This window comes from Streptosporangium carneum (genome assembly GCF_027922005.1).
Lineage (GTDB): Bacteria > Actinomycetota > Actinomycetes > Streptosporangiales > Streptosporangiaceae > Streptosporangium > Streptosporangium carneum.
Genome location: NZ_BSEV01000001.1, coordinates 502,404 through 514,505, shown reverse-complemented (window position 1 = coordinate 514,505; position 12,102 = coordinate 502,404). Strand labels below are relative to the sequence as shown.

Genomic DNA, 12,102 nt, shown 5'->3' with positions numbered 1-12,102 from the left:
TGGTAGGAATGAGACCAACGGAGGAGGCCGGACAGACAAGTTGGTGCGCCATGACCGAGCACTTTCTCGGCGTTCTCGGCATCGGCGAGGCGCTGGGGGTGAGCCGGCACGCGGTGCACAAATGGCGCTCCCGCTATCCGAGCGACTCGAACCACCCGTTTCCTGAGCCCGACGTCGAGGTCGACGGAGCTCCAGGCTGGCGGGCTGATCGGCTGGCGGAAATCGTGCGGTGGCGCGACGGCCTGCCGGGCCGCGGCGCGGGCGGTGGCCGTCCTTCCGCCGCGCGTCAGGAGTACCTCAGGGCGGCGACGGTGCGTGGCCTGGACCGAGACGAGGCGATGCGCGCGCTCGCCACGTTCACCGAAGAGTTCCCCGAGATGACCGAGCCGGAGATCTGCGCCTGGCTCATCGAGACGTGGCGCAGGTAGCCCTTCCCCGTTGACGAACACCCATCCGGAAGGCGATGACGCATGCCCGAAATCAGCGGTACCACCGCACCGGGGTTCGAAGGAGTGCGCGAGGCGTTCGCGGCCAACCTGGCCGGCGGGCAGGAAGTGGGGGCCGCCGTCGGCGTCTACCTGCACGGCCGGAAAGTCGTCGACCTGTGGGGCGGAATCGCCGATCCCGGGACCGGCCGCCGTTGGGAGCGCGACACCCTGCAGGTCGTGTTCTCCACCACCAAGGGCATCACCGCCGCCTGCGCGCACCTGCTGGCCCAGCGGGGCGAACTGGACCTCGACGCACCCGTCGCCGAGTACTGGCCGGAGTTCGCGGCGAACGGAAAGGACCGCATCCCGGTCCGCTGGCTGCTCACCCACCAGGCCGGGCTGCCCGCGATCGACCATCCGATCACCCCGGCGGAGGCGATCGCCTGGCACCCGATGACGACCGCGCTGGCCGCCCAGCGCCCCTCCTGGGAGCCGGGCGCCGAGCACGGCTATCACGCGCACACCTACGGCTGGCTGGTCGGAGAAGTCGTCCGCCGGGTGACCGGCCGCAGCCTCGGCACCTTCCTCGCCGAAGAGATCGCCGCGCCGCTCGGCCTGGACCTGTGGATCGGACTGCCGAAAACCGAGCGGCACCGGGTCAGCCGGATCGTCGCCGCCCCGCTCGACCTGGACGCCCTGGCCCGGATCGACCTGGACGCCCTTCCCGAGCCCGCGCGCGAGATGATGAGGGCCTACGCCGATCCCACCTCCCTGACCATGAGGTCGATGAGCGTCGTCACGCCGATGCTGAACCACGACGACCCCGACGAGCAGTCCGCCGAGATGCCTTCGACCAACGGCGTCTGCACGGCCCGCGCACTGGCCCGCTTCTACGCCGCGCTCATCGGCGAGGTCGACGGGCATCGCGTTCTCACCCCCGACACCCTGGCCGCGGCGACCGCGGAACAGGTCAGCGGCGTCGACCGCGTCCTGCGGGTGCCCGTCCGGCTCGGCACCGGTTTCGGCCTGCCGACGCCCGACGCCTTCTGGTACAGCCCGACCGCCTTCGGGTTTCCCGGCTACGGCGGATCGCTCGGCTTCGCCGACCCGGCGCTCGGCCTCGCCTTCGGCTACGTCATGAACCACATCCGAGAAGGCGTGCCGGACAGAAGAGCCGCCGCCCTCCTCGAGGCGGTCCACAGCGCGATCAAGACGCGGGCCTGACAGACGCCCGATTCACCCGTCGCGCTTTTCCGGCTTTCGACTCCGGGTGCGTTTCCACGCGAGACGCCGCGACTGATCCACCGTGATATATCGTCATGGCAGGCCCGTTCCGTCCACGCCCGCACGCCGAACACGAAATCGACCGGGAGGGTGAATGGCCGCAGCGAGGCGGCGAATCCGGGTCTTCCTGGTCGTGTTCGCGGCCGTTTCCATCCTGGTCGGCTGTTCCACGACCACGACCGCCCCGAGCATCTCGCGGCCGCAGCCGACATGGCACGAGATTCACAGTGACCGTGATTCGCATGTCGCGGCCGACGACGTCTGCCCGAAGGGGCGAGGGCCGAGAGGTTTGGACTGCCGTTCGAAAGCCCCTGGTTACCGGGAATGCGTGGAGCGGCTTTCGACGGATGACTCATCCACGGTGTGCCAGCAAGCACTGATCGTCCGAGTCGAATGCTCTTCCGGAGAACGGTCGTCCTTTCACAGCGGACAGGACTGCGCCTCGTCGTTCGAATCATACGTGTCGTGCCGGACAGGAACTCCGAAGCGGTCCGACGACGTGTGCGCCGGAGGCGAGAGGGAGTTCCTGCGCTGTCCGGACGGTTTCGACCCGGCCAGCGGTTTCGACTGTGTGAGGGCGCGGGACGCCTACTACGAATGTCGCGGCGACACGCGAGGCGATGACCTGTCCTGCCCGACGTACCTCGAGGTCCTCGGCACGTGCCGCGCACTCGGGGTGAACTGCTCCGGCCTTCTCGACAAGTATCTCGGCTGCGGTGTCGAAGGGCTCTCTCCCAACGAGTGCGCATTCGGCCTGAACATGAGGGTCAACTGTCTGCGAGATCTCAAGACCGGCGTCTTCCTGCGGATCGCGACATGCGACTCCGCCTGGGACAGGCTCCTCAAAAACTGTTCCGGATCCAGGGGGTTGGATTTCGACGCCTCCACGCCCTGCACACGTGGCGCGAACTGGGACGAAGTCAGCTATTCGATCTGCGAGAAGCAGGGGGACCCCGCCGAAACGGTCGGCGTGGGCTACGCGAACCCGTTGGACGGCGACAATTACCGGTTGCCGGTCTGCTGGGCGCCTGAGGACAGGGATCACCGTATGGACAAGGCGGCTGAGCACTCCATCGGTGAAAGAAGTGTTCGCGCGGTACACCGCCTCGGCGAAACCCGCTACGAATCCATGTGAGAAGAACGCCGTGGTCCGCGACAGAGCCATCCGGCACGGGCGGCGATCCGACGGAGAGCTGCGAGCGGGCCGCCCGTCCGGCTCGCAGCGACCCGGGGTAGGGCCCGCCCTACCCTGACGCACCGGCGCGCCTCACCCGAAAGACGCTGGTCAGCGGCATGGGGGGCGTGCTGCCGTGATCCGTAGTCTCGTTGGCGTACGGATCACACCATGAGGTCTGATCCTTCTCAAGTGGCAATACGCACGTTAAGGGGACACCGCGTGGCTAGGGACCGGAAGCGCGTCGGCCGGAGGAGACTGCTGGGGGCGGCGGTGATCGTGATGGGGGCGGTCCTCGCCCCCGTGGGGGCCGTGGCCGCTACGGCCGGTGAGAAGCAGAGCCCGATCTTCGCACTGGAGCAGACGGCCCGCCCGCTGCGCTCGACCGAACCCGGGGGGAACACGGCCGACCTGCGAGCTCTGGGCGCGATGATCGGCGACGCCAGGGTGGTCGGCCTCGGCGAGGCCACCCACGGCTCGCACGAGTTCTTCGCCATGAAGGAGCGGGTCTTCCGCTACCTCGTCGAGGAGAAGGGCTTCACCACCTTCGCCCTGGAGATGAGCTGGTCGGCGGGACTCCAGATCGACGACTACCTGCAGACCGGCAAGGGCGACGCCCGTAAGATCGCCAAGGAGGCGCTGGCCAACTCCCCGTGGGACCGCGAGGAGTTCTTGAGCCTCATCGAGTGGATGCGCGACTACAACCGCCGCCACCCCGGCCGCACCGTCCACTTCATGGGCGACGACCTCGGCGCCCCCACCCTGAGCGACGAGTTCTTCGGCCGGGTGACCGACTACGTGAAGCGGACCCACCCGGAGTCGCTGCCGCGGCTCAACGAGCTCTACACCGGCCTGCGCCCGATCGACGACGCCTTCGCCTATCTGGGCAAGCCGCTCGCGGAACGCCGGCAGCTCGCCGCCAAGGCGCAGCAGGCCCTGGAACTGATCAGCAGTCAGAAGGGCGCCGGCGGAGAGGCGTTCGAATGGGCCGAGCAGAACGCCCGTTCCATCGCCCAGACCACCAAGTTCTTCACCGTGGACGTCACCGACCCGGACTCGCTGCCCGCCTTCGAGCGCTTCCGCGACGAGGTGATGGCCCAGAACGTCACCTGGTGGGTGCGGCACACCGGCCACAAGGTCCTTCTGTCGGCGCAGAACGACCACGTCGGCTACGTCGCCGGTGATCCCAAGCTGTATCCCAAGACGCAGGGGTCGTTCCTGCGCGACACGATGGGCAAGAAGTACCTCCCCATCGGCTTCACCTTCAACCAGGGCTCCTTCCTGTCGAAGGACACCGCTGTCGGCGGTGAATGGAAGAAGTTCTCCGTGGGGGCGTCCGAGCCCGGCATGAACGAGTACACCCTGGACAAGGTCCGTTACCAGGACTACTACCTCGACATCCGCAAGGCCCCGGCCGCCGCGCGTGCCTGGCTGGGCGTCACCCGGCCCACGCGCAACATCGGCACGCAGTACCCCTATCCGCCCGCCAACATCGCGATCGCCCGCTCCTTCGACGTCCTCATCCACCTCCACGACATCCGGGAGGCCGACAAGCTGAAGCCGTGACGGCCCGCCCCACGGCGTGAACCCTCCGACGCCTCCTCATCCACGGGGAAGACGGCCGCGAGGCCGGCCTCCCGGATCTGGAGACGACGCTCCTCCAGCCGCTCGATCTCGGCGACGGTGGACCCGGGCGCGACGCCCGGCTTCACCCAGCTCCTGTTCGGCGGCTGTGAAGGGGGCGTCGCCATGATGACGAACGTGAACCATGGCGGCGTCCCGCGGGCAGCGGTCAGTCGACGTTCGGAACGTAGCTCAGGTTGAGCACGCCGCTCTTGAGCGTCTCCGACTTGACCAGCTTCAGCGGGTAGGTCGGGGTGTCCTCGAACAGCCGCCGGCCGTGCCCGACGGCGATCGGGTGGACGAGCAGGTTCAGCTCGTCGAGGAGCCCGTTGGCGAGAAGCCAGCGCACGGTCGTCGCGGAGCCGGACATCTGGACGGCGCCGTCGGTCTGCTCCTTGATCTCGCGCAGCCTGGCCGCCACGTCACCGGAGACGACGGTGGTGTTGTTCCACTCCGCCTTCTCCAGGGTGTTCGACACGACGTACTTGGGGATGTTGTTGATGAACTCGCCGAACTCCTGGTCCACGCCCGTCGTCGGCCAGTAGGCCGACCACTCCTCGTACAGCTTGCGGCCCATCAGGAACGCCCCCGCGATCTGCATGCCCGCCCCGATCGCGGCGCCCATCTCCTCGTCGAAGTACGAGAAGTGCCACTGGTCCGGCGACTCGACCACGCCGTCCAGAGAGATGAAGAAGTTCGAGATGATTTTGCCCATTTCGCTGCCCTTTGTCGTTGAAGTTATGAAGAGTGACCCATGACCCCGGTCCGGGACCGATGAACGCCACGTCTGCGGCGTCAGCGTGATGCGGGGGGTCAGTGGGCAGGGCGCCCGACCTGCTTGACCGACTCACGGGCGGTGATCGCTTGGCTCGACACATGACGAAGTTAGCGTCCCGCTACGACATTTCCCGCGCGATCTCCACGGAACCGCCCGGGGATCGCATCGCGTGTCGAGCGCCCCCGTGTAACGCGGTGGGGACCGCCGGCGGCCGGTGCGCCATGTCGCCGCACGATCTCACCCACCGGGGACCGTTCCGCCGTCAGGCCGTCCTGACCTGGCGGCGGTATCCACCGGGGGCCAGGCTGTACTCGCGTTTGAAGGCTTTCGCGAAGGCGAACTCCGAGCCGTATCCGGTCTGGGCCGCGACCGCGGTCAGGGGGATGTCGGACTCGCGCAGCAGCCGGGCTGCGATCGTCATGCGCCAACGGGTCAGATAGGCCATGGGCGGTTCCCCCACCAGCGCCGCGAACCGCCGGGCGAAGGCGGCGCGGGAGAGCCCGGCCCGCTCGGCCAGCGACTCGACGGTCCACTGGGCCGACGGGTTCTCGTGAATGGCCGCCAGCGCCGGTGCGACCGCCGAGTCGCCGAGCGCGGCGGCCCACCCCTTCGCCTCCGCCGGAGGCTGAGCCTCCAGCCAGGCGCGCAGAATGTAGAGCAGCAGCGAATCGATCAGCGTGGGCACGATGCCGACCGATCCCATCCGCGGGTTCTCCAGCTCCGCGCCGAGCAGTTGGACGGCGGCGCTCAGCTCCGGGTGGCGACCGGGCCCCGTCCGCAGATGGATCACCTCGGGCAGTTGCCGCACCAGCGGGTGCGGCCGCCCCTGGTCCAGGTGGTAGTTGCCGCACAGCAGGCTGGTCAGCGCGCCGTCGCCGCCTGTCCTGACCGTGCCGATCGGCGACCCCGGGTGGAACTGCTCCGGCCTTTCCACCTCAGCTGGTGTGGACGGGTGGTCGGCGAGGATGTGGCCGCTGCCGTCGCGCAGGAAGACCACGTCCCCCGGGCTCAGCGCGATCGGCCTCACATGGCCGGGAGCGTCCTCCACGGACACCAGCCAGCACGTCCCGTGCAGCACCACGTGGAAGCCTGCCCCCGCGACCGCCGGAAGCCGAAGCCCCCAGGGGGCGCGGCCGTCGGTGCGGACGGACGTCGGCCGCCCGGTCCGCATCGAACTCAGAGCCTCGGTCAGGATGTCCACGCCCTCACCCTACGGTCAGGACGACCTTTCCCTGCACCTGTCCGGAACCGACCAGCTCGTGGGCCTTGCCCGCTTCTTCGAGCGGGAAGGTCTCCTGTACGTGAGGCCGGATCCGTCCCGCGTCGATCAGCTCGGCGATCGCCTCCAGGGACGCGTAGTCAGGCTCGACCGAAACCCCCGCGAAGTGCCGCCCGGCCGCCTCGACCTCGGCCTCCAGTTCTCGGTTCCAGTGCTCCATGATGGTCACCAGCGTGCCGCCCCGCCGCAACACGCTCAGTGAACGCGAACCCTGGGCGTTCGAGTCGAAGACGATGTCAAGATCACTTACTACGTCCTCGAAGTCGGTGACCCGGTAGTCGATCACCTCGTCCGCTCCGAGGCTCCGCAGGAACTCGTGCCGCGCCTCGCTCGCCGACGCGATCACATACGCCCCGCGCGCCTTGGCGATCTGCACCGCGAAGTGCCCGACTCCTCCGGCGGCGCGGTTGATCAGCACCCGGTCGCCGGCCTTCACCCGCGCCGCGTCCACCAGCCCCTGCCAGGCCGTCAGCGCGGCCAGCGGCACGGCGGCGGCCTCCACATGGTCGAGCGAGGCGGGCTTACGAGCGACCTGCCGTGAGGGGGCGGCGACGTACTCGGCGTATCCGGTCGCGGCACGTGGGAAGAAGGGCATTCCGAAGACCTCGTCGCCCACCTTGAACCGAGCCCCCGGACTGACCTCCTCCACGACGCCGGAGACATCCCACCCCACCCCGAAACCGGGCTCACCCAGCAACGGATAGACCCCCGACCTGACGGCGACGTCCACGGGGTTCACGCCACTCGCCCGGACCCGGATGAGCACCTCACCACTGAGGAGCTCGGGGCGGTCGACATCGACGACCTCCAGGACCTCGGGACCGCCGAAGGAGTTCTGGACAACAGCACGCATGGGAGCTCTCCCTTGTCGTTCGGTTTGACGCCCTCAACGTTAGGGAGATCGAATGAGTCGCGTAATGGCCCTCCATCTCGAAAACATGTCCCAGCGTCTTCCGTCCGGTCACTCTCGGCCGTGGACGTCCGGCCGTACGGCCACCTCGCGCCCGGCCTGCGGAGCGGCGACGAACCGCTGACCGGCCGAGGTCCTCAGGCGTCTCGTCGGGTGGGGCGTCGACGACGATTTCCCTGGGGACGGAGGCCGTCGACGCTCCCGGTCAGGCCATGGCCCGGGTGATGAGCCGATCAGGTGCGGAGCCAGCGGAAGAAGCCGCGGATGTCGTCGACCAGCAGGTCGGGCGCGTCGTGCGCGGCGAAGTGGCTGCCGGTGTCGTAGACGTTCCAGGACAGGATGTTCTTGTGGTCGCGTTCGGCGAACGGGCGGATCGACTGGAAGTCCCAGGCGAAGTTCGCCAGCCCGAGCGGCACGGTGGTGGGCTCGGCCGGCTTGTCGGCGGCGTGGAAGTCCTCGTAGTAGAGGCGGGCGGACGACGCGGCGGTGTTGGTCAGCCAGTAGATCATCGTGTTGGTCAGCACGTAGTCCGGATCGAGGTTCGGGCCGAGCAACTGCGCGTTCCAGCCCAGCTGCCCCACCGGCGAGTCGGCCAGCGCGTGCGCCAGGGTCTGCGGCGCGGTGGACTGCAGTTTGTCGTACGCGCCGCCGTTGTCCAGCCACCACCGCAGGAACTCGACCTTCTTCAGGTCCTCTTCGGACAGGCCGGCCAGCTCGGCCGGGTCGCCGGACGGGAAGGAGAAGACCTGGGTGACGTGCACGCCGATGACGTGCTCGGGATCGTGGCGGCCCACCTCGGGCGAGATGAGCGAGCCGCCGTCGTTGCCGTGCGCGCCGTACCGCTCGTATCCGAGGCGGCGCATCAGCTCGGCCCACGCCTTCGCGATCCGGTACCTGTTCCAGCCCCGCTCCGCGGTATGACCGGAGAAGCCGAAACCGGGCACCGAGGGGATCACCAGGTGGAAGGCGTCGGCCGGGTCGCCGCCGTGGGCCCGCGGGTCGCTCAGCGGGCCGATCACGTCCAGGTACTCGACGATCGTGGTCGGCCAGCCGTGCGTGAGCAGCAGCGGCGTGGCGTCCGCCTCGGGTGAGCGGACGTGCAGGAAGTGCACGTTCTGCCCGTCGACGGTCGTGGTGAACTGCGGGTGCTCATTGAGCTTCGCCTCCCAGGCGCGCCAGTCGTACCCGTCGCGCCACCGCTGGACGAGGCTCTGCAGGTACCGCAGCGAGACGCCGTAGTCGGTGCCGGCGTCGGGCAGCTCGTCGGTCCAGCGGACCCGGGCCAGGCGCTCGTTCAGGTCGTCCAGGTCGGCCTGCGGGATGTCGATGCGGAATTCGTGGATCTCGGTCATGCCGGCAACTCTGCCGGAGCATTAGGAAGGGTTCGCTCCTAATTATCTGAAAACCTTGGGCGATGTTGGAAACCTCCGCCCGCCTGCTGCGGCTGCTCTCCCTCCTGCAAACCCCGCGCGACTGGACCGGCGCCGAGCTCGCCGAGCGCCTCGGGGTGAGTGGGCGGACCGTCCGCACCGACGTGGAGCGCCTGCGCGGCCTCGGCTACCCGGTGCTGGCCACGCGCGGCGCCGTCGGCGGCTACCGGCTCGGCGCCGGCGCGGCCCTGCCGCCGCTGCTGCTCGACGACGAGGAGGCGGTCGCCGTCACCGTCGGCCTCCGGACCGCGACCGGCGGCGCCGTCGCGGGAATCGAGGAGGCGTCCCTGCGGGCGCTGGCGAAGCTGGAGCAGGTGCTGCCGTCCCGGCTGCGACGCCGGGTCAACACCCTGCAGACCTACACGGTGCCGGTCCCCCGTGACGACGTCGGGCCCAGGGTCGACCCCGCGATCCTGACCGCCCTGGCCGCGGTCTGCCGCGACCGGGAACGGCTCCGGTTCGACTACCTCGACCATGTCGGCGCGACCACGGTGCGCACCGTCGAACCGTACCGGCTGGTCAACTGGGGCCGCCGCTGGTACCTGCTGGCGTGGGACGTCGAGCGGAGCGACTGGCGCACCTTCCGCGTCGACCGGGTACGCCCCCGGACCCCGACCGGGCCCCGCTTCACGCCGCGCGACCTGCCCGACGACGACGTCGCCGCGTACGTCTCACGCCGGGCGTCCGCGGCCGCCTGGCGCCATCGGGCACGGGTCACCGTGCACGCGCCGGCCGAGGTCGTCGCCGACCGGATCAGCCCGGCGGTCGGAACGGTCGAAAGCGTCGACGAACACACCTGCGTCCTGCACACCGGCGCGGACACGGTCGAGACCCTCGGCGTCTACCTGGGCCTGCTCGGCGCGGACTTCCACGTCAGCGGGCCGCCGGAGCTCCTCGTGCACCTGCGCCGCCTGGCCGACCGCTACACACGAGCGACCTCCTGACGATCCGGTCCAGGAGCGGGGACACGTCGTGGCCGGGCGCGCTCGGCCTCACGTCGACCGGGCCGTCGGCCTCCGTGGACACGGCGGGTGACCGCCGTCAGGGGCGTGCGACCGGGAGGGCTCACCGGCCGCGGCCGGTCGTCACCACACGGCCATGCTCTCTTTGAAGAACTCGATGACGTGCACCGAGGAGTTCGTGATGTGGGTGTGCATCGCCACGTAGGCGGCCTCGGCGTCGCCGGCCTCCACCGCCTTGACCAGCAGCGCGTGCTCCTTGAAGGAGGCGTTCATCCGCTCGTTGCGGACGTAGAACTGCGGCAGCCGGAACGGGGCCGCCCGCTGGCGCAGGCCGCGTGCGATGTCGACCAGCGCCCGGTTGCGGCTGCCCTGGTAGATCAGATCGTGCAGCTTCTCGTTGCACACGGCGTAGCCGGCGTCGTCGCCGCCGCTGACGTAGTCTTCGGACTGGGTGTGCGCGAGCTCCAGCTGACGGCGCTCGATGCCGGTCAGCCGGACGGCTGCCAGCTTGGCGCACAGCGCGTCGATCTCCGCGCACGCCTCAAACAGCTCGTCGAGCTGCTGCGGGTCGATCTCAGCCACCCACGCGCCCCTCTTGGGCAGGATGCGGACCAACCCCGTGCCGCTGAGCTGGCGCAGCGCGTCACGCACCGGGGTGCGCGACACCTGGTAGTGCTCGGCGAGCGCGGGCTCGTCGAGCTTCTGTCCGGGCTTCAGCCGCCCGGAGACGATGTCGTCGGCGATGCGCTGCCGGATCTCCTCCGACCTGGTCTTCCCTACAGAAGCGTGCATGCGTCCTCGAATGAGAGCCGGGGTAGTCGTGGAAACAACGCGGCCCGGTCGGCGCGGCCCAGATTGCACAGGAAATTCACCTTGGTCCGTCCGTCGGGGAAGAACTCCGCCTCCAGCTTCACGCTGTCGAAACCCGACAGGGGCCCGCAGTCAAGGCCGAGTGCTCGTGCGGCCATGATGAGATACGCCCCCTGAAGGCTGGAGTTACGAAGGCCCACCTCGTGCCGATGATCCTTCCTATTATCCCCCGCGTAGGCCGTTATCAGATCGTCCCGGCCGGGGAAAAGACGGGGTGCCATCTCGTGGAACCGCTCGTCCCACCCCACGATGACGGTCACGGGCGCCTCACCGGTGCGCACGACGTTGCCCGCGTCCAGGCAGGCGAGCAGCCGTTGCCTGGCCTCGGGGGTGCGGACGAAGACGAAGCGGGCCGGGCACAGGTTGCCCGAGGTGGGGCCCAGCTTCACCAGGTCGTACAGCTCTCGCAACAGCTCGTCGGGCACCGGCTCCGCGGTGAACCGGTTGGCGGTGCGGGCGTCGCGGAACAGCCGGTCCAGCATCAGAGCAGCTCCGACTCGATCTTCTGGATCCGCTCGACGACCTCGGCCAGCGCGGCTCTGCCGGACGGGGACAGCGGTGCGATCGGCGCGCGGGCCGGCCCTGGGTCGTGCCCTGCCAGGGCCATCGCCTCCTTGATGACGACGGGGAAGGAACCGAGATCCCAGGCCCGGCGCAGCGGGGCGAGGGCGTCGCTGATCGCCCTGGCCTGCTCGAACCGCCCTGCCCTGGCCTCGTCGTACATCCTGACCAGCAGACGGGGGAAGACGCACGCGGCGGGGGAGATCGCGCCCGCCGCGCCGTGCAGCAGCAGGGCGAGGGTGATCGTGTCGCGCCCTGAGAAGAGCAGTGCGCCGTTCAGCATGTGCTCGATCGCCACGGTGAGGTCGCCGCCGCTGTCCTTGACTCCCACGACGTTGCCGCCCAGGGCGCTCAGGTCGGCGGGGACGAGGGTGACGCCGGTGCGCGGCGGGTTGTTGTAGAGCAGCACCGGCAGCGTCGTGGCGGCGGCGACCTGGCGGAAGTGCTCGGCCAGCTCGGCGGGGGACGGGGAGACGAAGTAGGGGGTGATGACCATCGCGACGTCGGCGCCGATCGACTCCGCGGCGCGGGTCAGCGCGACCGAGTCGCGGGTGGAGACCGCGCCGGTGCCCGCGTAGACCGGCACCCGGCCGTCGGTCTCCTCCACGGCGATCTCGATGAGGCGCAGCCGCTCGGCGGTCTCCAGGCTGTAGAACTCGCCCTGGCTGCCGGCCACGGAGATCCCGTGTACGCCGCTGGTCAGGAACCAGCGGATCAGCTCGCGGAAACGTGCCTCGTCCACCTCACCCGACGTGGTGAACGGGGTCGGCGTGGCGGTGACGACGCCGTGCAGTTCGTGCATG

12 protein-coding genes are annotated in these 12,102 nt (G+C 69.4%); 5 read left to right on the top strand and 7 right to left on the bottom strand.

All coding sequences use genetic code 11. From position 1 onward, the window contains the following. Window positions 1–50: 50 nt before the first annotated feature. From PKF00_RS02430 to PKF00_RS02415, 4 genes are all read left to right on the top strand, one after another. Window positions 51–428, top strand: a complete 378-nt coding sequence (locus PKF00_RS02430) for a hypothetical protein (protein ID WP_271215657.1) — start codon at window positions 51–53, stop codon at window positions 426–428. A 42-nt stretch (window positions 429–470) separates the two neighbouring features. Then, the gene (locus PKF00_RS02425; RefSeq protein ID WP_271215656.1) at window positions 471–1,652 is read left to right on the top strand and encodes a serine hydrolase domain-containing protein; all 1,182 of its coding nucleotides are present in this window, start codon (window positions 471–473) and stop codon (window positions 1,650–1,652) included. A gap of 154 nt (window positions 1,653–1,806) precedes the next feature. Continuing rightward, entirely contained in the window at window positions 1,807–2,847 is a 1,041-nt protein-coding gene (locus PKF00_RS02420) for a hypothetical protein (RefSeq protein WP_271215655.1), read from the top strand. A gap of 261 nt (window positions 2,848–3,108) precedes the next feature. After that, window positions 3,109–4,452: an erythromycin esterase family protein gene (locus PKF00_RS02415; RefSeq protein ID WP_271215654.1), complete on the top strand. Its 1,344-nt coding sequence runs from the start codon at window positions 3,109–3,111 to the stop codon at window positions 4,450–4,452. A gap of 226 nt (window positions 4,453–4,678) precedes the next feature. Here the strand turns inward: PKF00_RS02415 and PKF00_RS02410 are convergent, their stop codons facing one another. The 4 genes from PKF00_RS02410 to PKF00_RS02395 form a co-directional block, all read right to left on the bottom strand. Then, entirely contained in the window at window positions 4,679–5,224 is a 546-nt protein-coding gene (locus PKF00_RS02410) for a dihydrofolate reductase family protein (RefSeq protein ID WP_271215653.1), read from the bottom strand. A 325-nt stretch (window positions 5,225–5,549) separates the two neighbouring features. Next, window positions 5,550–6,488: an AraC family transcriptional regulator gene (locus PKF00_RS02405; protein ID WP_271215652.1), complete on the bottom strand. Its 939-nt coding sequence runs from the start codon at window positions 6,486–6,488 to the stop codon at window positions 5,550–5,552. Window positions 6,489–6,492: 4 nt separating this feature from the next. Next, the gene (locus PKF00_RS02400) at window positions 6,493–7,419 is read right to left on the bottom strand and encodes an NADP-dependent oxidoreductase (RefSeq protein WP_271215651.1); all 927 of its coding nucleotides are present in this window, start codon (window positions 7,417–7,419) and stop codon (window positions 6,493–6,495) included. 290 nt (window positions 7,420–7,709) lie between these two features. Continuing rightward, on the bottom strand, window positions 7,710–8,828 hold the full coding sequence (locus PKF00_RS02395) for an epoxide hydrolase family protein (RefSeq protein WP_271215650.1): 1,119 nt from the start codon (window positions 8,826–8,828) through the stop codon (window positions 7,710–7,712). Between the two features lie 62 nt (window positions 8,829–8,890). Here PKF00_RS02395 and PKF00_RS02390 point away from each other — a divergent pair, with 62 nt between their 5' ends. Beyond that, the gene (locus tag PKF00_RS02390) at window positions 8,891–9,850 is read left to right on the top strand and encodes a helix-turn-helix transcriptional regulator (protein ID WP_271215649.1); all 960 of its coding nucleotides are present in this window, start codon (window positions 8,891–8,893) and stop codon (window positions 9,848–9,850) included. A 141-nt stretch (window positions 9,851–9,991) separates the two neighbouring features. On the opposite strand, the gene PKF00_RS02385 is transcribed toward PKF00_RS02390, so the two are convergent. The 3 genes from PKF00_RS02385 to PKF00_RS02375 are packed head-to-tail and all read right to left on the bottom strand — an operon-like array spanning window position 9,992 to window position 12,101. Next, window positions 9,992–10,660, bottom strand: a complete 669-nt coding sequence (locus PKF00_RS02385) for a GntR family transcriptional regulator (RefSeq protein ID WP_271215648.1) — start codon at window positions 10,658–10,660, stop codon at window positions 9,992–9,994. Continuing rightward, on the bottom strand, window positions 10,645–11,220 hold the full coding sequence (locus tag PKF00_RS02380; RefSeq protein WP_271215647.1) for a malonic semialdehyde reductase: 576 nt from the start codon (window positions 11,218–11,220) through the stop codon (window positions 10,645–10,647). The genes PKF00_RS02385 and PKF00_RS02380 overlap by 16 nt, the downstream gene beginning before the upstream one ends. After that, window positions 11,220–12,101 (bottom strand): dihydrodipicolinate synthase family protein, encoded by an 882-nt coding sequence (locus PKF00_RS02375; RefSeq protein ID WP_271215646.1) that lies wholly within the window; start codon window positions 12,099–12,101, stop codon window positions 11,220–11,222. The genes PKF00_RS02380 and PKF00_RS02375 overlap by 1 nt, the downstream gene beginning before the upstream one ends. Window position 12,102 lies beyond the last annotated feature (1 nt).

What these genes read in the sequence shown, in the direction of transcription:
- PKF00_RS02400 (WP_271215651.1), bottom strand. Translation starts at nt 7,419, where the DNA reads ATGCGTGCTGTTGTCCAGAACTCCTTCGGCGGTCCCGAGGTCCTGGAG.
- PKF00_RS02390 (WP_271215649.1), top strand. Translation starts at nt 8,891, where the DNA reads ATGTTGGAAACCTCCGCCCGCCTGCTGCGGCTGCTCTCCCTCCTGCAA.
- PKF00_RS02410 (WP_271215653.1), bottom strand. Translation starts at nt 5,224, where the DNA reads ATGGGCAAAATCATCTCGAACTTCTTCATCTCTCTGGACGGCGTGGTC.
- PKF00_RS02420 (WP_271215655.1), top strand. Translation starts at nt 1,807, where the DNA reads ATGGCCGCAGCGAGGCGGCGAATCCGGGTCTTCCTGGTCGTGTTCGCG.
- PKF00_RS02375 (WP_271215646.1), bottom strand. Translation starts at nt 12,101, where the DNA reads ATGCACGAACTGCACGGCGTCGTCACCGCCACGCCGACCCCGTTCACC.
- PKF00_RS02430 (WP_271215657.1), top strand. Translation starts at nt 51, where the DNA reads ATGACCGAGCACTTTCTCGGCGTTCTCGGCATCGGCGAGGCGCTGGGG.
- PKF00_RS02380 (WP_271215647.1), bottom strand. Translation starts at nt 11,220, where the DNA reads ATGCTGGACCGGCTGTTCCGCGACGCCCGCACCGCCAACCGGTTCACC.
- PKF00_RS02385 (WP_271215648.1), bottom strand. Translation starts at nt 10,660, where the DNA reads ATGCACGCTTCTGTAGGGAAGACCAGGTCGGAGGAGATCCGGCAGCGC.
- PKF00_RS02425 (WP_271215656.1), top strand. Translation starts at nt 471, where the DNA reads ATGCCCGAAATCAGCGGTACCACCGCACCGGGGTTCGAAGGAGTGCGC.
- PKF00_RS02395 (WP_271215650.1), bottom strand. Translation starts at nt 8,828, where the DNA reads ATGACCGAGATCCACGAATTCCGCATCGACATCCCGCAGGCCGACCTG.